The organism is Mesorhizobium sp. ESP6-5 (assembly GCF_020164695.1).
In the GTDB taxonomy this organism is placed as follows: Bacteria; Pseudomonadota; Alphaproteobacteria; order Rhizobiales; family Rhizobiaceae; genus Mesorhizobium; species Mesorhizobium australicum.
This window is the reverse complement of the sequence record NZ_JAIUGR010000003.1, coordinates 206,173-225,726: the sequence shown is the minus strand read 5'-3', so window position 1 is coordinate 225,726 and position 19,554 is coordinate 206,173. Positions and strand designations below refer to the sequence as shown.

At 63.6% G+C, this 19,554-nt stretch carries 18 protein-coding genes and 1 pseudogene; 10 read left to right on the top strand and 9 right to left on the bottom strand.

Going from position 1 to position 19,554, the window contains the following annotated elements; translation table 11 throughout:
- Nucleotide 1: 1 nt before the first annotated feature.
- Complete coding sequence (locus tag LB524_RS05720) at nt 2-451, top strand: RrF2 family transcriptional regulator (protein ID WP_140660563.1); 450 nt, start codon at nt 2-4, stop codon at nt 449-451.
- Entirely contained in the window at nt 441-1,340 is a 900-nt protein-coding gene (locus LB524_RS05715) for an NAD(P)/FAD-dependent oxidoreductase (RefSeq protein ID WP_224524322.1), read from the top strand. The genes LB524_RS05720 and LB524_RS05715 overlap by 11 nt, the downstream gene beginning before the upstream one ends.
- Here the strand turns inward: LB524_RS05715 and LB524_RS05710 are convergent.
- Nucleotides 1,337-2,104 (bottom strand): DeoR/GlpR family DNA-binding transcription regulator, encoded by a 768-nt coding sequence (locus LB524_RS05710; RefSeq protein ID WP_140614877.1) that lies wholly within the window; start codon nt 2,102-2,104, stop codon nt 1,337-1,339. The genes LB524_RS05715 and LB524_RS05710 overlap by 4 nt on opposite strands.
- Before the next feature lie 14 nt (nt 2,105-2,118).
- Here LB524_RS05710 and LB524_RS05705 point away from each other — a divergent pair, with 14 nt between their 5' ends.
- From LB524_RS05705 to LB524_RS05695, 3 genes are all read left to right on the top strand, one after another.
- Nucleotides 2,119-2,295: a hypothetical protein gene (locus tag LB524_RS05705; protein WP_224524320.1), complete on the top strand. Its 177-nt coding sequence runs from the start codon at nt 2,119-2,121 to the stop codon at nt 2,293-2,295.
- Between the two features lie 224 nt (nt 2,296-2,519).
- Nucleotides 2,520-3,407 (top strand): phosphotransferase family protein, encoded by an 888-nt coding sequence (locus tag LB524_RS05700; RefSeq protein WP_140614878.1) that lies wholly within the window; start codon nt 2,520-2,522, stop codon nt 3,405-3,407.
- Entirely contained in the window at nt 3,404-5,857 is a 2,454-nt protein-coding gene (locus LB524_RS05695; protein ID WP_224524318.1) for an FAD-dependent oxidoreductase, read from the top strand. The genes LB524_RS05700 and LB524_RS05695 overlap by 4 nt, the downstream gene beginning before the upstream one ends.
- Here the strand turns inward: LB524_RS05695 and LB524_RS05690 are convergent.
- The gene (locus LB524_RS05690; RefSeq protein WP_224524316.1) at nt 5,854-6,486 is read right to left on the bottom strand and encodes a class I SAM-dependent DNA methyltransferase; all 633 of its coding nucleotides are present in this window, start codon (nt 6,484-6,486) and stop codon (nt 5,854-5,856) included. The two genes, LB524_RS05695 and LB524_RS05690, sit on opposite strands and share 4 nt — an antisense overlap.
- A gap of 91 nt (nt 6,487-6,577) precedes the next feature.
- Here LB524_RS05690 and LB524_RS05685 point away from each other — a divergent pair, with 91 nt between their 5' ends.
- Complete coding sequence (locus LB524_RS05685) at nt 6,578-7,480, top strand: phosphotransferase family protein (protein ID WP_224524313.1); 903 nt, start codon at nt 6,578-6,580, stop codon at nt 7,478-7,480.
- A gap of 17 nt (nt 7,481-7,497) precedes the next feature.
- Here LB524_RS05685 and LB524_RS05680 read toward each other — a convergent pair whose 3' ends face one another.
- Together LB524_RS05680 and LB524_RS05675 are read right to left on the bottom strand one after the other, a co-directional pair.
- Entirely contained in the window at nt 7,498-8,421 is a 924-nt protein-coding gene (locus tag LB524_RS05680) for a DMT family transporter (RefSeq protein ID WP_015314146.1), read from the bottom strand.
- A gap of 108 nt (nt 8,422-8,529) precedes the next feature.
- Nucleotides 8,530-9,810, bottom strand: coding sequence for an amidohydrolase family protein (locus LB524_RS05675; RefSeq protein ID WP_224524311.1), 1,281 nt, complete (start codon nt 9,808-9,810; stop codon nt 8,530-8,532).
- A 151-nt stretch (nt 9,811-9,961) separates the two neighbouring features.
- Between LB524_RS05675 and LB524_RS05670 the strand changes: the two genes are divergently transcribed.
- Nucleotides 9,962-11,716 (top strand): ABC transporter ATP-binding protein, encoded by a 1,755-nt coding sequence (locus LB524_RS05670; protein ID WP_140714208.1) that lies wholly within the window; start codon nt 9,962-9,964, stop codon nt 11,714-11,716.
- Between the two features lie 76 nt (nt 11,717-11,792).
- Here LB524_RS05670 and ilvD read toward each other — a convergent pair whose 3' ends face one another.
- Complete coding sequence (gene ilvD / locus LB524_RS05665) at nt 11,793-13,637, bottom strand: dihydroxy-acid dehydratase (RefSeq protein ID WP_224524309.1); 1,845 nt, start codon at nt 13,635-13,637, stop codon at nt 11,793-11,795.
- A 266-nt stretch (nt 13,638-13,903) separates the two neighbouring features.
- Here ilvD and LB524_RS05660 point away from each other — a divergent pair, with 266 nt between their 5' ends.
- On the top strand, nt 13,904-14,374 hold the full coding sequence (locus tag LB524_RS05660) for a VOC family protein (RefSeq protein ID WP_015314150.1): 471 nt from the start codon (nt 13,904-13,906) through the stop codon (nt 14,372-14,374).
- 88 nt (nt 14,375-14,462) lie between these two features.
- On the opposite strand, the gene LB524_RS05655 is transcribed toward LB524_RS05660, so the two are convergent.
- Together LB524_RS05655 and LB524_RS05650 are read right to left on the bottom strand one after the other, a co-directional pair.
- Nucleotides 14,463-16,055 carry a peptide chain release factor 3 gene (locus LB524_RS05655; RefSeq protein ID WP_140614886.1) on the bottom strand — a complete coding sequence of 531 codons (1,593 nt, stop codon included), beginning with the start codon at nt 16,053-16,055 and terminating at the stop codon, nt 14,463-14,465.
- 160 nt (nt 16,056-16,215) lie between these two features.
- A pseudogene (locus LB524_RS05650) lies at nt 16,216-16,338 on the bottom strand (alpha/beta fold hydrolase); the annotation flags it as partial.
- 99 nt (nt 16,339-16,437) lie between these two features.
- Between LB524_RS05650 and LB524_RS05645 the strand changes: the two are divergent.
- Nucleotides 16,438-17,511 (top strand): NAD(P)/FAD-dependent oxidoreductase, encoded by a 1,074-nt coding sequence (locus LB524_RS05645; RefSeq protein WP_140614887.1) that lies wholly within the window; start codon nt 16,438-16,440, stop codon nt 17,509-17,511.
- A gap of 330 nt (nt 17,512-17,841) precedes the next feature.
- Here the strand turns inward: LB524_RS05645 and LB524_RS05640 are convergent, their stop codons facing one another.
- Together LB524_RS05640 and LB524_RS05635 are read right to left on the bottom strand one after the other, a co-directional pair.
- Nucleotides 17,842-18,642: a class II glutamine amidotransferase gene (locus LB524_RS05640; protein ID WP_140714214.1), complete on the bottom strand. Its 801-nt coding sequence runs from the start codon at nt 18,640-18,642 to the stop codon at nt 17,842-17,844.
- Nucleotides 18,643-18,657: 15 nt separating this feature from the next.
- Complete coding sequence (locus LB524_RS05635; RefSeq protein WP_015314154.1) at nt 18,658-18,906, bottom strand: DUF6356 family protein; 249 nt, start codon at nt 18,904-18,906, stop codon at nt 18,658-18,660.
- 114 nt (nt 18,907-19,020) lie between these two features.
- On the opposite strand from LB524_RS05635, the gene LB524_RS05630 reads away from it, so the two are divergent.
- Complete coding sequence (locus LB524_RS05630; protein ID WP_140714216.1) at nt 19,021-19,491, top strand: Lrp/AsnC family transcriptional regulator; 471 nt, start codon at nt 19,021-19,023, stop codon at nt 19,489-19,491.
- Nucleotides 19,492-19,554 lie beyond the last annotated feature (63 nt).

Sequence of the window (19,554 nt, the reverse complement as noted above, 5' to 3'; positions counted from 1 at the left end):
CATGAAGCGCAATAGCCGACTGTCCTCCACTCTGCACATCCTCGTTCACATGGCCGAGAAGCCCGAGCAGGCTCTGACCTCCGAGCAGCTTGCCACCTTCATCCATACCAATCCGGTGGTGGTGCGCCGGACCATCGCAGGCTTGCGCGACGCCGGCATCGTCACCTCGTCACGCGGACATGGCGGCGGCTGGCTGCTCGGGCGCGCGCCCGAGAACATTTCACTGGCCGAGATCAGCCTTGCCCTGGGCGAGACGCTGCTGCCGTTCAGCACCGAGCCGGAAAGCCCGGGCTGTCTCGTCGAGCAAGCGGTGATCGCCGTGCTCGACGATTTTCGCATCGCGGCCGAGAAGCTGCTGGCGGAGAAGCTCAGCCGCATCACGCTGGCCGACCTGACAGCCGATTTTCACCGTCGTTTCGACCTCGTTGGAGTTTCCAGCCATGCAGTATGATCTTGCCGTTATCGGCGGCAGCTTCGCCGGCCTGTCCGCCGCCATGCAGGCGGCGCGGGCGCGGCGCACCGTGCTGGTGATCGACGCCGGCCAGCCGCGCAACCGCTTTGCCGCGCATTCGCACGGCTTTCTCGGCCAGGACGGGCGCACGCCTGGAGCGATCCTGGACGATGCAAGGCGGCAATTGCTTGCCTACCCGACGGCCAGGCTTGTGACCGCACGTGCGGACAAAGCCTTTGCCAACAGCAGCAGCGATTTCGAAATCACCACCGATGGCGGCGAGACATTCGGCGCCGCACGACTGGTGCTGGCAACCGGCGTGCGCGACATCCTGCCGGAGGTTCCCGGGCTTGCCGAGCAATGGGGCAGAACCGTGCTGCATTGCCCCTATTGCCACGGCTACGAGGTTTCCACCGGGCCGCTCGGCGTGCTCGCGACCGGCCCGATGTCCATGCATCAGGCGCAACTGATTTCCGATTGGGGCGACGTCACGCTGTTCGGCAACGGACTGATCAAGCCCGATGCCGACGAGATGCATGCGCTTGAGAGCAGGAATGTAAGGTTCGAGCCCGCGACGGTCAACGAACTGAGCGATGATGGCTCCGGCGGCTTGGTTGTCCATCTCGTCGATGGCCGGCAGGCTGGCGTCAAGGCGATATTCACCGCGCCATGCAACACGATGGCGAGCCCGCTGGCCGAACAACTCGGCTGCGGCCTCAAGGACGGCCTGCTCGGCCCGATGATATCAGTCGATGACCGGCAGCAAACGACGGTTCCCGGCGTCTATGCCGCCGGTGACGCGGCACGTGCGATGCACAACATCGCCTTCGCCGTGTCGGGCGGCACCTTCGCGGGCGTGTGCGCCCACCAGTCGCTGGTCTTCGGCTAAATTCCGCCGGCCACGCTGAGGCGCGCCCCGGCTTGCGCCAGTGCCGCGGCAATGTCGTGCGGCGGCGCGCGGTCGGTGGCGAGTTCGGAAAAGCCGTCGAAGCCGCAGACTTGGACCAGGCCCTGGCGGCCGAACTTCGTGTGGTCAGTGACGACCAGCGAGCGCTGGCCCCGCGACAGCACCATGCGGGCGAATTCCGCCTCGTCCAGATCAAAGTCCATGACACCGGTCAGCGCATCCACGGCGCCGGTGGAGATGATGGCGTGGCTGACCGAGAAGCGGCTGACGAACTCGATGGCCGACGTCCCGAACGCCGCGCCTGAATCGCTGCGCAGCTCGCCGCCGGCCATATAGACCTTGTTGCCGTTGATGGTGGCCAGGGTGCGGGCGATGTCGGACGAGTTGGTGACGACCGTCAGGCGCCGGTGGCCGAGCAGTTCGCGCGCCAGGAACGAGGTCGTGGTGCCGGTGTCGAGCATGATCGATTCGCCGTCGCGGATGGTGGCCGCGACCGCGCGGGCAATGCTTCGCTTGGCATCGGCATGCTCACGCATGCGCCGTTCGAACGGCGCTTCGCCGACCATCGACGGCAGGCCGATGGCGCCATGCATCTTCAGAACCGAGCCGTCGCCGGTCAGCGGCTTGACGTCCCGGCGCACGGTCTCGAGCGAAACGCCCAGCCGGTCGGCCAGGCTGGCGATTGTGACGGTTCCCTCTTCCTGGAGCAGCCGCAGGATCTCGCCATGCCGTTTCGAGTGGTTCATATGGGCGTCCCAAAATGACCGCTTCTAAGGCATTCTTAGCGCTTTTAAAGAAGCTGCCCATGCTTTCGGGCAAAACACCCAAAAAAAGTCACATCTTTTTATTGACAGAAGAGCAACCCCGGCGTGAAATCCATCTTCAACAGGGTTCGGAACTGCAGCGGGATGTAATTGGCAGAGCTGCAATTCACTGACCCCAGGCAGCCTGTAACGTGTCTGGCGCAAGGAATTTTCAGATCCGCGGGGGCGGATGCCGGGCTCATAAACCTGGCCAAGGGGCTCGTCGGTGCGGTGCGGGATACCGATCCTGGCATCCCGCACCGACGAGATTGTTTGCGTTTCACCCCGCCGTCGTTGCGCCGCCCATGGCGCCATATCGAAGCCCAGCAAACCAGGCCTGCGAACCAGGGATGAACCCGTGATTGCCGAAGACCGCATCCATGCCCTGCCGTGCTGGACGGGCGCCATCGAGATCGCGCCGCTGCCCGGCGGCCTAAGCAACGCCAATTATGTGGTCACCGATGCGGCCGGCAAACATGTGGTGCGTTTCGGCCAGGATTATCCGTTTCACCACGTCTTCCGCGAACGCGAGGTGATGACCGCGCGGGCGGCTCACGCGGCCGGCTTCGCACCGGCGGTCCGCTACGCCGAACCGGGGATCATGGTGACGGCGTTTCTTGGCGCCAGAACCTATCTGGCCGAGGACGTGCGCGCCAATCTCCGCCGCGTCGCTACGCTGATGCGCGGCTTTCACCGCGAGATGCCCAACCATATCTCCGGCGCCGGCTTCATGTTCTGGGTGTTCCACGTCATCCGCGACTATGCGCGCACGCTCGACGAGGGCAACAGCCGCAAGCGCGGTGACCTGCCGCGCTTTCTGGCGTTGGCCGACGAACTGGAGCGCGCCCAGAAATTGCTGCCGATCGTCTTTGGCCACAATGATCTTTTGCCGGCCAACATTCTGGACGACGGCGGCAGGCTTTGGCTGATCGATTTCGAATATGCCGGCTTCAATACGGCGATGTTCGACCTTGCCGGCGTCGCCTCGAACGCGGGCATGAGCGACGAGGAATCCTTCGCCTTCCTGACCGCCTATTTCATGAAGGAACCGGACGAGGCGATCCGCCGCTCGCACGCCGCCATGCAATGTGCCTCGCTGCTGCGCGAGGCGATGTGGAGCATGGTGTCGGAGCTCTATCTCGACGCCCCCGGGATCGATTACGTCGCCTACACCGAGGAAAACCTGGCGCGGCTCGACGCGGCGCTGGAAAACTACCGGATAAAATACGGGATCCTGAAATCATGACCTTGCCTAGCCAGGCCGAGATCGTCGTCATCGGCGGCGGCATCATCGGCTGTTCGACGGCCTATCATCTGGCGCGTGACCACAAGGCCGACGTGGTGCTGCTCGAACAGGGCAAGCTGACCTCGGGCTCGACCTGGCATGCAGCCGGCCTGGTCGGCCAATTGCGCTCGTCGGCCTCGATCACGCGAGTACTGAAATACTCGGTCGACCTCTACAAGGGGCTGGAAGCCGAAACCGGTCTTGCCACCGGCTGGAAGATGACGGGGTGCCTCAGGCTCGCCACCAATGCCGACCGCTGGACCGAATACAAACGGCTGGCGACCACGGCGAAAAGCTTCGGCATGGACATGCAGCTGCTGTCTCCGGCGGAGGTCAAGGCGATGTGGCCCTTGATGGAGACCGGCGATCTCGTCGGCGCCTCCTGGCTGCCGACCGACGGCCAGGCGAGCCCTTCCGACATCACGCAGTCGCTGGCCAAGGGCGCGCGCATGCACGGCGCCAATCTCTACGAGGACGTGCGCGTCACGGGTTTCGAGATGAAGGGCGACCGCATCACGGTGGTGAAGACCAATCAAGGCGACATCGCTTGCGACAAGGTGGTGAACTGCGCCGGGCAATGGGCGCGGCAGGTCGGCTCGATAGCCGGCATCAACGTGCCGCTGCAGCCGGTCAAGCACCAGTATATCATCACCGAGAAAATCGCGGGGCTGGCGACCGACGCGCCGACGCTGCGCGACCCCGATCGGCGAACCTATTTCAAGGAGGAGGTCGGCGGGCTGGTGATGGGCGGCTATGAGCCGAACCCGCAAGCCTGGACGACCAATCTTCCAGGGGGCGACGTGCCCAATGATTGGGAGTTCCGGCTGTTCGACGACGACTACGATCATTTCGAGCAGCACATGGCGCAGGCGATCGCCCGGGTGCCGGTGCTGGAGACCGTCGGTGTCAAGCAGATGATCAACGGATCGGAAAGTTTCACGCCGGACGGCAATTTCATCCTCGGTGTGGCGCCCGAATGCGCCAACATGTTCGTCGGCGCCGGCTTCAACGCCTTCGGCATCGCCTCGGGCGGCGGGGCCGGCTGGGTGCTGGCGCAATGGGTGGTCGACGGCGAGGCGCCGCTCGACCTTTGGGTGGTCGACATCAGGCGTTTTTCCAACCTGCACCGCGACCGGCAATGGGTGAGCGAACGTACGCTGGAAGCCTACGGCAAACATTACGCGATCGGCTTCCCGCATGAGGAATACACCAGCGGCCGGCCGCGCATCGTCTCCCCGCTCTACGACAGACTGAAAGACCATCGCGCCGTGTTCGGCTCCAAGCTCGGCTGGGAACGGCCGAACTGGTTCGCGCCGGAGGGCGTCGAGCCGAAGGACATCTATTCGATGGGCCGGCAAAACTGGTTCGCCGCCGTCGGCGACGAACATCGGCACGTGCGCGAGCATGTCGGTATCTTCGACCAGTCGTCCTTCGCCAAGTACGAGCTGAGCGGGCCCGACGCGGCGAGGGCCCTGGACTGGATCTGCGCCAACGATGTCGGCAAGCCGGCCGGCCGGCTGACCTATACGCAACTCCTCAACACGCGCGGCGGCATCGAGGCCGACCTAACCGTGTCGCGGCTGGCCGAGGAAAAATTCTACATCGTCACTGGCACGGGTTTCCGCACCCATGATGCCTCGTGGATCAGCGACCATACCGACCACGGCCTCGATGCCCAGCTCGCCGATGTCACTGAGGATTTCGGCACGCTGTCGCTCATGGGACCGCGCGCCCGCGACGTGCTTTCAGCGGTGACCGATGCGGATGTGTCGAATGCCGGCTTCCCGTTCGGCCATGTGCGCGAGATCACGATAGCCGGTCACACAGTCCGGGCGCTGCGCGTCACCTATGTCGGCGAACTGGGCTGGGAACTGCATGTGCCGATCGCCGCTACCGGCGAAGTCTTCGACGCGCTGATGGCGGCCGGCGGGAAGCACGAGATCCGGCCGGTCGGCTACCGCGCGCTGGAATCGCTGCGGCTGGAAAAGGGCTATCGCGCCTGGGGCTCAGACATCACGCCCAACGACACACCGCTGGAAGCCGGGCTGGGCTGGGCGGTCAAGCTGCGCAAGAACACCGACTTCGTCGGACGGCGCGCACTCGAGAAGATTGGCGGCGCCTCGCTGAAGAAGCGCTTTGCCGGCTTCACGGTCGATGATCCGGAGATCGTGCTCGTCGGACGCGAGACCATCCTGCGCGATAGCCAGCCGGTCGGCTATCTCACCAGCGGCGGCTATGGCTACACGGTGGAAAAGAACATCGGCTACGGTTATGTGCGCAACGCTGACGGAGCAAGCGATGATTTTCTCGCCTCGGGCAGCTATGAACTTGTGGTGGCGATGGAGCGGACGCCGGCTCAAATCCATCTTGAGCCGCTATACGACCCGGCAATGGAGCGCGTGAAGGCTTAACTCACGCGCAAGGCGAGGCCACGGCTGGGGACGGTATCGGCCTCGCCTGGCATTGAGACATATGGTCGTGTTTCCTCGACCCGCGTGACCAGGCCTTGTGCCTCAAGTTCGGCGATGCGCGCGGCAAAACCGTGATCCCACAACGTGTTCTTGATCGTCAGCACGATCACCCCACCCGGCCGGCAGATGCGGATCAGTTCGTCCAGTCCCTCGGCGCCGACATGGCCGGAGGTAAAGACGCCGGCCGAGATGATGCCGGCATAGGTGCTGTCGGCAAATGGCAAGGCGCCGCCGAGCGCCAGGCAATGCAGCGCCGAATAGACGCCCTTGCGCGCGGCCTGATCCAGCATGCCTTGCGAGATATCCAGCGCCTCGACCTGGGGATAGCCGGCAATATCAAGCCACTCGCCGATCAGCCCGGTACCGGCCCCGGCGTCGAGCAGCGGGGCTGACCCGCGCGGCAGATGGCGGGCGAGCAAAGCAAGGCAGATGGTCGGGTGGCGGTAGCCGGCTGCCGACATGTCGGCGTCGTAGGTTTGCGACCAGCGGTCGTACAGTGCGGCCACCTCTTCCGGGCGCTTGGCCGCGTAGACCTCGCCGAGCGCGCCTTGATGTTTGCTGTCCGCCACTGTCCACCATCCCTCGTCTCGCCGCGATGATAGCCAAACGGCGAAAATTGTGGAACCGTGCAGCCGAGAAATAACGCGTGGGGACGCAGGCATGGGGACAGACGAGGCGCGGGCAAAACTTGCCGTCATTCCGGTACTGGCCGGCTATACTGGGCCGCTGGAACGGCTCGGCGGCTTGACCAACCTCGTCTTCAAGGCCGGCGATTACTGCCTGCGTATTCCAGGCAAAGGCACCGAGGAATACATCAACCGCGCCAACGAGGCGATTGCCGCGCGTGAGGCGGCAATCGCGGGGGTCAGCCCCGAAGTGCTGCATACCGATGCTGCCGGCGGCCTCATGGTGACGCGCTACATTGCCGGTGCGGAGACGATGTCGCCGGAGAAGTTCAAGGAGCGGCAGGGCAGCCCGGCCCGAGCGGCAGAGGCCTTCCGCAAGCTGCACGCGTCCGGCGCGGTGTTCCCCTTCCGCTTCGAACTGTTTTCGATGATCGACGACTATCTCAAGGTGCTGTCGACCAGGGATGTCGCCCTGCCCGCCGGCTATCATGACGTGGTGCGCGAGGCCGAGAGCGTACGTTCGGCCTTGGCCGTCCGCCCCTTGCCCCTCGTCGCCTGCCATTGCGATCCGCTGTGCGAGAACTTCCTCGATACGGGCGAGCGGATGTGGATCGTCGACTGGGAATATTCGGGGATGAACGACCCGCTCTGGGACCTCGGCGACCTCAGCGTGGAAGGCAAGTTCGACGCCGCCCAGGACGAGGAGCTGATGCGCGCCTATTTCGGCGGCGAGGCGAGGCCGGCGGAGCGCGGCCGCATCGTCATCTACAAGGCGATGTGCGATCTGCTCTGGACGCTGTGGGGGCTGATCCAGCTTGCCAACGAAAATCCCGTCGACGATTTCCGCGCCTATGCCGACGGCCGCTTCGCCCGCTGCAAGGCGCTGATGGAGACAGAGGAGTTTTCGCGGCACCTGGCGGCGGTACGCAAGGGCTAGGCACCAGAAATCCAGCCTTAGTTCACGCCTTTCGGCACGTTCTCCGGCGGCACCGTGGTGTCTACCACCTTCTGGCGGTGGAAGATGAACATGCCGGCCACGACGATGATGCTCGAGCCGATCAGGATGCGCGGACCGGGAACGTCGCCGAAGAACACCAGCCCGAACACCACCGCCCACAAGAGCAGCGTGTAGTGCAGCGGCGCCAGCGTCGAGGCCGGCGCCAGTTTCAGCGCCCTGGTGATCATCAGATGCGCCCCGCAGGAAACGATGCCGAGCAGCAGCATGGCGCCGAAATCAAGCGCAGACGGCGTCTTCCAGGCCCCGATGGTGAGGGCGCCGCCAACCGCCAGCGTGCCGATCGTCTGCCATGTCACCAGATTGGTGTCGCTGGTGCCGCGCAGGCGTCGGTTGAGGATGATGGCGAAGGCGAAGGCAAGGCTGCCGACAAGTGCGAAACTCGATGACAGCGAAAACGCGGCAGAGGACGGTTTCAGCATGATGACCACACCGCAGAAGCCGAGCAGGATCGCCACCCAGCGGCGCCAGCCGACCTTTTCGCCAAGCAGGAAATGTGACAGCGCCGCCACATAGATCGGCCCGGCCATGTAGAAGCTCATCACATCGGCAAGCGGCAGGTAGACGACGGCGGCGTAGAACAAGGCGGTGTCCAGTGTCGTCGCCACCACGCGCAGGATCTGCAACCCTGGCCGCTCCAGCTGGAACAGTCTGCCGGCGCCCTGGTTGGCGATCATCGGACCCAGCACGAAGAAAGCGCCGATCGAGCGGATGAGCACCACCTGGCCGACGGAGAAACTGGCGACCAGCCACTTGCCCATCGCATCATTGAGCGCAAACAGGAAGTCGCCGGCCAGCATCAGCAGGATGCCGGCCAGGAGGACATTCTTGATCGTGGAATTCCGCGCCACGGGTTGCGTCATGCCTGCCCCGATTCCTCCCTCGCCCGAGCCGCGTCGTAGACGGAAGCGCCGGCTTTGACGAGGAGAAATCGGGAAATAGGTAAGACCAGCGTCGGGAATCGGCTGTATCTAGGTGGATATATGTCTGCGGTTCACCTGCGACGGCCTGCCGGAGATCGAAAGCCTGGTATCCTGCCTCGTCCGCTCCGCCACCACCTTGCCCCTGGCAATGACGCAGATGCGCTCGGCGCGCAGGCGCAGAGCCTCGATCGGATTGCCGGCATCGAGGATCACCAGGCTGGCGCGCTTGCCGACGCCGAGGCCGAGATGGTCGAGGCCCATGATCGCGGCATTGACGTTGGTGACCATATCGAAGCAGCGCGCCATTTCGGCGGGGCTCGACATCTGGGCGACATGCAGGCCCATGAAGGCGACGTCGAGCATGTCGGCGGTGCCCAGCGAATACCAGGGATCGAGCACGCAATCCTGACCCCAGCCGACACGGATGCCCAGCGCCAGCATCTCCTTGACCCGCGTCATGCCACGCCGCTTCGGGAATGTGTCGTGGCGGCCCTGCAGCATGATGTTGATCAGCGGATTGGGGATCGCGGAAACGCCGGCTTCGGCGATCAGCGGCAGAAGCTTCGAGACGTAGTAATTGTCCATCGAATGCATCGAGGTGAGGTGCGAACCGGCCACCCTGCCCTGCAGGCCGAGGCGCTGCGCTTCATAGGCGAGCTGTTCGATGTGGCGCGACAGCGGGTCGTCGGTCTCGTCGCAATGCAGGTCGACCATGAGCCCGCGTTTTGCCGCGATCTCGCACAGTTCGGTAACCGAGCGTGTGCCGTCGGCCATGGTGCGCTCGAAATGCGGAATGCCGCCGACGATGTCGACGCCAATGTCCAGCGCGCGAATGGTGTTTTTTCGCGCGGTCGGCGAGCGATAGAAGCCGTCCTGAGGGAAGGCAACCAATTGCAGATCGATATAGGGGGCGACGATTTTCTTGACCTCCAGCAGCGCCTCGACGGCCAGCAGCCGGTCGTCGCAGACGTCGACATGGGTGCGGATGGCGAGCAGCCCCATCGACACCGCCCAGTCGCAATAGGCGAGCGCCCGGTCACGCACGGCCTCGTGCGTCAGGAGCGGCTTCAGTTCGCCCCATAGCGCTATGCCTTCGAGCAGCGTGCCCGACGCGTTGATGCGCGGAAGGCCGTAGGAGAGCGTCGCGTCCATGTGGAAATGCGGATCGACGAAGGGCGGTGACACCAGATTGCCATGGGCGTCGACCTCGGTCCGCGCGGAACCGTCGAGCTTCGGCTCGATCGCGGCGATCGTCTCGCCGCTGATGCCGATGTCGGCGATGCCGCCATCCGGAAGCGTGCCGCCGCGCACAATAAGATCGAAATCCATCTGTCATCATCCTGCTTGAAGAATCACTGCCGCATCGTGTCTCAAAAGACACCCCGCCGCAGCGGTTTCTTTCCATGGCGGCGAAAGGTTCCCTCCGGCGGCATCTCCCTCTATAAGCCGCCTTCGTCATCCCGGCATCAAGGATCAGCCGTTGTTTCGCTTCTTCCGCTCGACGGAGAACCAGCGCCTCGTCGCAAGGCTGCTCCGGGAATCGTTCCGGCAACACAGGGCCGGCTACGCCGCCGCCATCCTGTCGATGCTCGTGGTGGCCGGCATGACGGCCGCCAGTGCCTGGATCCTGCGTGAAATCACCAATGAATTCGTCATCGATAAACGGGTCGACCGCGTCAATATGATCGCCGTGGCGGTCGCCGGGATCTTCATCGTCAAGGGCATCGCCAATTTCGTCCAGGCCTACTTCATGAGCCGCGTCGGCAACGCCATCATCGCCGAACGGCAGCGCAAGATCTATGACCGCATCCTGGCGCAAGGCATCGAATTCTACCATTCGACCTCGTCGTCCGACCTGATCACCCGCATGACCAACAATGCCCAGGCGGCGCGCAACGTGCTCGACCTCATCGTCACTTCCTACGTGCGCGATCTGGTGACGCTGGCTGCCCTGATTGGGGTCATGGTCTGGCAGCAGCCGGCGCTGTCGCTGATCTGCTTCGTCGTCGGTCCGTTGGCCATCTATGGCGTCAACCGCATCCTGAAGCGCGTGCGCAAGTTCGCCGCCATGGAGTTCCGGTCGGTCGGCCAGATCGTGCAGGTGATGCAGGAAACCGCGATCGGCGTGCGCGTGGTCAAATCCTTCAACCTCGAAGGCCTGATGCGCAAACGCATGTACAGGGCGGTGGCGGACGTCGAGGATCGGGCCAACAACATCGCCGCGCTGGAAGCGGTGACCAATCCGGTGATGGAAACGCTGGCCGGCCTGGCGATCGCCGGCGCGGTCATGGTCAGCGGCTTGCTGGTCCTGCAGGGCGGCCAGATGCCTGGCAACATCATGGCCTTCATCGCCGCGCTGCTGCTTGCCTATGAGCCGGCAAAGCGCCTCGCGCGGGTGCGCATATCGCTGGAAAGCGGCATTGTCGGCGTGCGCATGATGTTCGAGCTCGCCGACCAGCCGCTGACATTAGCCGAGAAGCCGGATGCGAAGCCGCTTCGGGCCGGACCGGGCGAGATCCGGTTCGATGCCGTCAGCTTCGCCTACCAGAATGGTCCGCCGGTGCTGGACCGGTTCGACCTGACCCTGGCGCCCGGCAAGATGACGGCGCTGGTCGGCCCCTCCGGCGGCGGCAAGTCGACGATCCTGAACCTCATCATGCGCATGTATGACCCGAAGAGCGGCAGGGTGCTGCTTGACGGCCAGGATATTTCCCATGCCACGCTCGCCTCGCTCAGGGAAAAGATCGCCTATGTCAGCCAGGATACGTTCCTGTTTGCCGGCACGATCATGCACAACATCCGGCTTGGGCGCGAGGATGCGACCGACGACGAGGTGATCGCCGCGGCCAGGGCCGCCAACGCGCATGACTTCATCGTCGCGCAGGCGAAAGGCTACGAGACGGATGTCGGTGAGAATGGCGGCCTCTTGTCGGGCGGCCAGCGCCAGCGCATCTCGATCGCGCGCGCCATGCTGCGCAATGCCGAAATCCTGCTGCTGGACGAGGCAACCAGTGCGCTCGACGCCGAGTCGGAAGCGCTGTTCCGCGACGCGCTGCAACAGCTGACGGAAGGGCGCACCACAATCGTCATCGCACACCGCCTCTCGACCGTGCACCAGGCCGACACGATCGTGGTGCTGGAGGCCGGCAAGGTGGTGGAAAGCGGGCCGCACAAGATGCTGCTCGGGCAAGGCGGGCTTTACCAGAAGCTGTATGAATATCAGCTGATGCCTTAATGTGGAGCGGCGCAAGTCGAGGACAGGTAGTCCTGCGGAGTTTGTGCCGCAGCGCCTGCCTGACGAGATTCGAACTTTACTCCGGCACGTGCCTCACCGCCCCCTTGTCGGCGCTGGTGGCGAAGGCGGCGTAGGCGCGCAGCGCCGTCGTCACCTTGCGCTTGCGCTTTTCCCGCGGCTTCCAGGCGTCCGCGCCCCTGGCCTCCATCGCCGCCCGGCGCGCATCGAGTTCCGCGTCATCGACGGCAAGGCGAATGGTGCGGTTCGGGATATCGATCTCGATCGTATCGCCCTCCTGCACCAGTCCGATCAGCCCGCCTTCCGCCGCTTCCGGCGAAGCATGGCCGATGGACAGGCCCGAGGTGCCGCCGGAGAAGCGCCCGTCGGTGACCAGCGCGCAGGCCTTGCCGAGGCCTTTCGACTTCAGATAACTGGTGGGATAGAGCATCTCCTGCATCCCGGGGCCGCCGCGCGGACCCTCATAGCGGATGACGACGACGTCACCAGCCTTGATCTCATTGGCAAGGATCGCCTTGACCGAAGCGTCCTGGCTTTCGAAGACGCGAGCCGGTCCGGTGAATTTCAGGATCGACTCGTCGACGCCGGCTGTCTTCACGATACAGCCATCGAGCGCCAGATTGCCTTTCAGGACGGCAAGCCCGCCGTCTTTCGAGAATGGCGTCTCGGCCGAGCGGATAACGCCCGTCTCACGGTTCGTGTCGAGCTCGTCCCAGCGGCGGTCCTGGCTGAAGGCGACCTGCGTCGGCACGCCGCCGGGCGCGGCGAGGAAGAAGTCGCGCACATTCTGGCTCGAGGTGCGCGAAATATCCCAATGGTCGAGCGCTTCGCCGAGACTCGCCGTATGCACGGTCGGCAGGTCGCGGTTGAGCAACCCGGCATTGTCGAGCTGGCCAAGGATGGCCATGATGCCGCCGGCGCGGTGGACGTCTTCCATGTGGACGTCGGACTTGGCCGGCGCCACCTTGCACAGGACCGGCACCCGCCGTGACAGCCGGTCGATGTCTTCCATGGTGAAATCGACATCGCCCTCATGCGCGGCGGCCAGAATGTGCAGCACGGTGTTGGTGGAGCCGCCCATGGCGATATCGAGCGTCATGGCATTCTCGAAGGCGCCCTTCGAGGCAATGCTGCGCGGCAATGCACTCTCGTCATCCTGCTCGTAGTAGCGCTGGGCGAGATCGACGATGAGATGGCCGGCCTCGACGAACAGGCGCTTGCGGTCTGCATGCGTAGCCAGCGTCGAGCCGTTGCCGGGCAGCGACAGGCCCAGCGCCTCGGTCAGGCAGTTCATGGAATTGGCGGTGAACATGCCCGAACAGGAACCGCAGGTCGGGCAGGCCGAGCGCTCGATGACCTTGACGTCCTCGTCGGAGATCTTGTCGTCGGCGGCCGCAACCATGGCATCGACGAGGTCGAGCGCCTGCGTCTTGCCGGCCAGCACAACCTTGCCGGCTTCCATCGGGCCGCCGGAGACGAAGACGGTCGGGATGTTGAGGCGCAATGAGGCCATCAGCATGCCGGGCGTGATCTTGTCGCAATTGGAAATGCAGACCATGGCGTCGGCACAGTGCGCATTGACCATGTATTCGACGGAATCGGCGATCAGCTCGCGCGACGGCAGCGAATAGAGCATGCCGTCATGGCCCATGGCGATGCCGTCGTCGACGGCGATGGTGTTGAATTCCTTGGCGACACCGCCGGCCTTCTCGATCTCGCGCGCGACGAGCTGGCCTAGGTCCTTCAGATGGACATGGCCCGGCACAAACTGGGTGAAGGAGTTGACCACCGCAATGATCGGCTTGCCGAAATCGCTGTCCTTCATGCCAGTGGCGCGCCACAGGCCGCGGGCGCCGGCCATGTTGCGGCCATGGGTGGTGGTGCGGGAGCGATAGGCGGGCATGAATTTTCCTTGGCTGTCTGGCTGCGCTCGATGCGGAGCGTGGCGGCGCTGAATTTGATCGCAGGGTTTATAGACCGCCAAGTATGGTCTGGCCACATTTTTGCAATGCGCCAGGTTCTCCTGAAAAAACGAGCGTCTCAGAAAAATTCGATGTCTATGTCGGGTCGGGCGTATTAGGGCCGTCCTTGGGCAGACGGCAAGAAATGGCACCATTCTCGGAGTCAGCCGTTTCATTGTAACAGCAGGAAGCAACCTAGGAGCACGACATGCAAAAGATCACCACCTGCCTGTGGTTCGACGGCCGGGCAGAAGAGGCGATGAATTTCTACGTCTCCATCTTCAAGAATTCGAAGGTTACGAGCGTTCTGCGTTGGCCCGAGGGTCACGCCGATGCGGGCAAAGTGCTGATGACCACGTTCGAGCTCGACGGCGTGCCGTTCCAGGCGCTCAATGGCGGACCGCAATTCAAGTTTAACGAGGCGATGTCACAGTCGATCGACTGCAAGACGCAGGAAGAGGTCGATTACTTCTGGGAGAAGCTTATCGAAGGTGGCGGCGAACCTTCGCAATGCAGCTGGCTGAAGGACAAATTCGGTGTGTCTTGGCAGGTCGTGCCGGAGCAGCTGCCGCGCCTGCTTCTGGATCCGGACAGGGCCAAGGCCGGCCGGGTGATGTCGGCAATGATGCAGATGAGCAAGATCGATATCGCTGAGATCGAAGCGGCGGCCAAGGGGTGATCATAAGAGTAGAGTAGTGAGTAGTTGCTAGTGAGTAGTGCGATGGGAGAACGAGGCGCACCTACTCACTACTCACTACTCACTAGAATCACGCCGCCTTGTCTCGCACCTGATAATCCTTGATCGTGGCGAAGCGGATCGCCTTCCAGCGTTCGGCTTCGTAGTTCAGCGAGAAGGCATGCTGGGCGAGGAAGACCGGGTCGTTGTCGAGGTCGCGGGCGATGTCGCCGCGATGCGCCTCGATGAAGCGAAGCACCTCGCCCTTGTCGTCGGCCGATATCCAGCGGCAGATGGAAAAGCGCGACATCTCGAATTCGACCGGCAGCGTATATTCGAAGTTCAGCCGCTCTTTGAGCACATCGAGCTGGAGGGCGCCGACGACACCGACGATGGCCGGCGAGCCGTCTTCCGGCGAGAACAGCTGGACGACGCCCTCCTCTGCCATCTGGTGCAGCGCTTCCTTGAGCTTTTTCGCCTTCATCGCGTCGCCGAGACGGACGCGACGCAGGATTTCCGGGGCGAAGTTGGGCACGCCGCGAAACAGGATTTCCTCGCCTTCGGTCAACGTGTCGCCGATGCGCAGCGTGCCGTGGTTCGGAATGCCGACGACATCGCCGGCAAACGCCTCGTCGGCGGTGACGCGGGTGCGGGCAAAGAAGAATTGCGGCGCCGAGAGTGACATCGGCTTGCCGGTGCGCACCAGCTTGGCCTTCATGCCGCGCTCGAGCTTGCCCGAGCAGACGCGCACGAAGGCGATGCGGTCGCGGTGATTGGGATCCATGTTGGCCTGGATCTTGAAGACGAAGGAAGTCATTTTCTCCTCCGTCGCCTCGATAGTGCGGGTATCGGCCTCCTGCGCGCGGGGCGGCGGGCCAAAGGCGCCAAGCGCCTCGATCAGATCGCGCACGCCATAATTGCGCAGCGCCGAGCCGAAATAGACCGGCGTCAGATGGCCCTCGCGAAAGGCCTCGATGTCGAGCGGACGGCAGGCTTCTCGCGCGAGCTCGAGTTCCTCGATGAAGGCCTCGCGCTCGTTTTCCGGCAGAAGGCCGGCAACGCGGTTGGAATCGGGACCGTTGACGGGGGTGCGTTCCTTCTCGTCATCGCCCTTGCGCACGGCGTTCAGCGCCAGGTGATAGGTACCGGAGAAGGTCTTGCCACGGCCGATCGGCCAGGTGATGGGCGCGGTGTCCAGCGCCAGCTTCTGCTCGATTTCGTCCAAAATCTCGAACGGATCGCGACTTTCACGGTCCATCTTGTTGACGAAGGTGATGATGGGGATGTCGCGCAGCCGGCAGACCTCGAACAATTTCAGCGTGCGCGGCTCGATGCCCTTGGCGGCGTCGATGACCATGACGGCCGAGTCGACCGCCGACAGCGTGCGATAGGTATCGTCGGCGAAATCCTCGTGGCCCGGCGTGTCGAGCAGGTTGAAGACGTTGTCCTCATATTCGAAGGTCATCACCGAGGTGACGACCGAAATGCCGCGCTCGCGCTCGATCTTCATCCAGTCGGACCGGGTCTGGATACGGTCCTTCTTGGCCTTCACCTCGCCGGCAAGCTGGATGGCGCCGCCGAACAAAAGCAGCTTTTCGGTCAGCGTCGTCTTGCCGGCGTCGGGGTGGGCGATGATCGCGAAAGTGCGGCGGCGCGCCACTTCCTCTGGGATAGTTTCGGGCATTCTCTTGGGATTTCCGTGTGACAGGCCGGGCTTCTAGCAGCGCAGCGCCGGGCTGTCGACCGGTCCGGCGGCGTGAACACCGCCGGTTGCGGGGCTTGCTTCAGGCTGGCTCGTTCAAGCGGCCTGCCTGAACGACCCCCGGAAGCCATCCGGCATGGCACTGCCGCGCCGCGAGATGAAAGGCAAGGGCCGTGCCCCAATCCTGGGCGACCAGCACCATGTCCTGGATGCCGAGCGCGTCGAGGAAGGCATCGAGATAGCGCACATGGTCGAAGAAGCGATGATGTCAAGATGCATAATTTTGCGCTGCCAATGTTGGCAACGGGCCGCCGGAATGGCACTGGGATGAACCGTCCCCCAATCACGAGGCAAAGGAGCGACCATGACCGAGGCGAAACAAGTGATCGTCATCGGCGCCGGCATCATCGGCGCTTCCATCGCCTGGCATCTGACCATTGCGGGCGCGCAGGTGACAGTCATTGCCGAAAGCGAACGCGGCGGCGTGGCGACCCCTAACTCGTTTGCCTGGATCAACGCAAGCTGGGGTAACCCGGAGCCGTATTTCCGGCTGCGCACCCGCGCCATGGCTGAGTGGGCTCGCCTAGCGCGGGACCTGCCCGGCCTGCCGCTCAATTGGTGCGGCGGCCTGTGCTGGGATCTGCCGGCGGCCGACATGGAGACCTATGCAGCGGAGCATTCTGAGTGGGGCTACGGAATCGAGCGCGTCGACCGCGGCGAGGTGGCGCTCATCGAACCCAATCTCACCGAGCTTCCCGATTTCGCCCTGCATGTCGCAGAAGAGGGTGTCGCCGAGCCTGTCGCGGCCACCAAGGCACTGCTGGCCGATGCCGAACGGCGCGGCGCGCGAATCCTCTTCAGCACGGTGACGGCGCTTGTCCAAAGCGTCGGCAAGGTCACCGGCGTGGACACATCGCATGGACTGTTTGCCGCCGACGAGGTGGTGATCGCGGCCGGCGTGGGTTCGCCAGACATTGCCGCGACCGCTGGCATCAACCTGCCGATCGAGACACCGCCCGGGTTGATCGTCCACTCGCGGCCTTACAAGAAACTGCTCAACGGGCTGGTGCTGGCCGAGCGCCTGCACATGCGTCAGACCGCCGAGGGTCGAATCATCGCCGGCTCGGATTTCGGCGGCGCCGATCCCGGCATGGACGCCGAAGCCACGGCGCGTGAATTGTTCGCGGCCATGAAGGCCATGCTGCGCGACAGCGACGGGCTGGAGCTGGATTTCCACACCGTTGGCTATCGGCCGACACCGATCGACGGCTTTCCGATCATCGGCCGCGCCAAAGGCAAGGAGGGTGTCTATATCGCGGTCATGCATTCCGGCATCACTCTGGCGCCAGCCATCGGCCTGTTCGCCACGCGCGAAATTCTTGATGGCAAGCGCGACACGCTGCTGGCGCCCTACGGATTGGATCGCTTCGCTCAATAGCCGGGCGGACGGCGAAAGCCGCTGGTCAAGGGCATCATCGCCCTGGCGATGCCGAGCAGCCGCGCCTCCGACCAGCGTTTGCCGACCAATTGCAGCCGATCATCACGCTGCACGCCATGATTGAGGTCGTCACTCTACGGCGCCCCCTTTGTCCTGCCGGACATCTCCCCACCGGTGGGGAGATTGGCAGTTTTCGGCGCTTCGCTCTGTCCTGCAACGCTGGGGATTGGCGAAAGCCATTGAGGCATCCGATCTCCCCCCTTGTGGGGGAGATGTCCGGCAGGACAGAGGGGGGCGCTGTCCCGCGACGTTACTCAATGCGGCGAAAGCCTATCCAACCAGCGCCAGTTTTGCCGCGACCGGAGCGAATGGATGTATGTCGATGCCATCCCTGGTCATGGTGACGAAGCTCGATGGCGGAATCGCCTGCCAGTCGCCGCCCTCGCGATCGAAGGGTTCGGAGACGATGCAGCGGCCGGCCCCTTTGCGGAAAATGGACGTGTAAAGCGTCGGAGCCTGGCCATCGGTGGCATAGCGCACCGCATACAATGCCTGTCCGTCGCAGAAGGCGGCGGTCAGTTTCAGCGCCGGCTCGAGACCGGCACAACGCGAGGCTTCCAGCACCCGGCTGGTGGCGCGCGAGACGGCGCCTTGCGGGTCGGCCGAAAGACCCTCGTCGATCATGAGCAGAAAAAAGAGTTCGGAATCGGTGGTGCCTTCGCGCTGGTCGAAAACGGCGTCGGACAGCGAGTTCTCCAGCGCGCGGCGGATTTTTTCGAAACCGCCGATCTGGCCGTTGTGCATGAACGACCAGCGTTCTGAGATGAACGGATGGCAGTTCATGCGGCTGGTGGCGCTGCCGGTCGAGGCCCTGACATGGGCGAGGAACAGGCTGGACTTGATCTGCCGGCACAGGCTTTTCAGATTGGGATCGGACCAGGCCGGCAGGATATCGCGGTAGAGGCCGGGTTCTGGCCTCTCGCCATACCAGGCAAGGCCGAAGCCGTCGCCATTGGTGGGCGACTTCGCTTCCTGGGCGCAATGGCTCTGGGCGATCAGCGAGTGACAGGGCGCCGTGAGGATGTCTTCGAGAAAGACCGCTTCACCGAGATAGGCCGCCCACCGGCACATCGCTTCTGTCTTCCTCTAGGCGCGATCGGGAAGAGCAGCGGGCTCGTTGATCGCGTGCGTGCCTCTGTTGTGCGTCCGCTCGTAGAGCTCGCGAATGATTCGGCTGGCGGTAGTCTCGAAGAGAAATGGCAAGAAAGCGTGAACAAAAGCTGCTCCCGCCGCCATCAGCAGGCGCGAGGAAAACCAGGCGGCGAAGGCCATATGGCTGAAATAGGTTTCGCCGACCTTGGCCGGATGAGAGGTGAAAATCCTTGCGACCGACATGCTGTTTCCCCTTCAGCGCTTTTCGTTTCGATATGAGTATCCTGACACGCCTCACCGGTTCATTGGTCCCAAAATATCCTTGTATTTTGCTATTCCATGGGACAAACATCCCATATGAGCTTTGGCGTTGACGAAATTGATCGAAAACTGCTCGCCGAATTGCAACGTGACGGCACGCTGTCCGTCGACCAGCTGTCGGAGCGCGTAGCCTTGTCGCGCAATGCCTGCTGGCGTCGCGTCAAGCGGCTGGAGGAAGATGGCGTCATCACCGGCCGCGTGGCGCTGGTCGATGCCGAGAAGCTCGGGCTGGGCCTTTCGGTGTTCATCCTGATCCGCACATCCAATCACGACCCCGACTGGCTGCAGAAATTCCGGGCGGCGGTGACCGGTCTTTCCGAGATCATCGGGGTCTACCGGATGTCCGGTGATCTCGACTATGTGCTGCGCGCCCGCGTCGCCGACGTGAAAGCCTATGACCGGCTCTACCAGCGGCTCATCGCCAAGGTGGCTTTATCCGATGTCTCCGCCTCCTTCGTCATGGAGGAGATCAAGGAGACGACGGTGGTTCCTATGGAACTCCGCTAGGCCACAGTGATGCCTGAAAGAAAGCCGTTGATAGCGCCGCGGTCGAGTTGACCGAATCGACAT

Bases quoted from the DNA above. Each gene is read 5' to 3' on its own strand.
- LB524_RS05720 (WP_140660563.1), top strand. From the start codon at position 2: ATGAAGCGCAATAGCCGACTGTCCTCCACTCTGCACATCCTCGTTCAC.
- LB524_RS05715 (WP_224524322.1), top strand. From the start codon at position 441: ATGCAGTATGATCTTGCCGTTATCGGCGGCAGCTTCGCCGGCCTGTCC.
- LB524_RS05710 (WP_140614877.1), bottom strand. From the start codon at position 2,104: ATGAACCACTCGAAACGGCATGGCGAGATCCTGCGGCTGCTCCAGGAA.
- LB524_RS05705 (WP_224524320.1), top strand. From the start codon at position 2,119: ATGACCGCTTCTAAGGCATTCTTAGCGCTTTTAAAGAAGCTGCCCATG.
- LB524_RS05695 (WP_224524318.1), top strand. From the start codon at position 3,404: ATGACCTTGCCTAGCCAGGCCGAGATCGTCGTCATCGGCGGCGGCATC.
- LB524_RS05685 (WP_224524313.1), top strand. From the start codon at position 6,578: ATGGGGACAGACGAGGCGCGGGCAAAACTTGCCGTCATTCCGGTACTG.
- LB524_RS05680 (WP_015314146.1), bottom strand. From the start codon at position 8,421: ATGACGCAACCCGTGGCGCGGAATTCCACGATCAAGAATGTCCTCCTG.
- LB524_RS05675 (WP_224524311.1), bottom strand. From the start codon at position 9,810: ATGGATTTCGATCTTATTGTGCGCGGCGGCACGCTTCCGGATGGCGGC.
- ilvD (WP_224524309.1), bottom strand. From the start codon at position 13,637: ATGCCCGCCTATCGCTCCCGCACCACCACCCATGGCCGCAACATGGCC.
- LB524_RS05660 (WP_015314150.1), top strand. From the start codon at position 13,904: ATGCAAAAGATCACCACCTGCCTGTGGTTCGACGGCCGGGCAGAAGAG.
- LB524_RS05655 (WP_140614886.1), bottom strand. From the start codon at position 16,055: ATGCCCGAAACTATCCCAGAGGAAGTGGCGCGCCGCCGCACTTTCGCG.
- LB524_RS05645 (WP_140614887.1), top strand. From the start codon at position 16,438: ATGACCGAGGCGAAACAAGTGATCGTCATCGGCGCCGGCATCATCGGC.
- LB524_RS05640 (WP_140714214.1), bottom strand. From the start codon at position 18,642: ATGTGCCGGTGGGCGGCCTATCTCGGTGAAGCGGTCTTTCTCGAAGAC.
- LB524_RS05635 (WP_015314154.1), bottom strand. From the start codon at position 18,906: ATGTCGGTCGCAAGGATTTTCACCTCTCATCCGGCCAAGGTCGGCGAA.
- LB524_RS05630 (WP_140714216.1), top strand. From the start codon at position 19,021: ATGAGCTTTGGCGTTGACGAAATTGATCGAAAACTGCTCGCCGAATTG.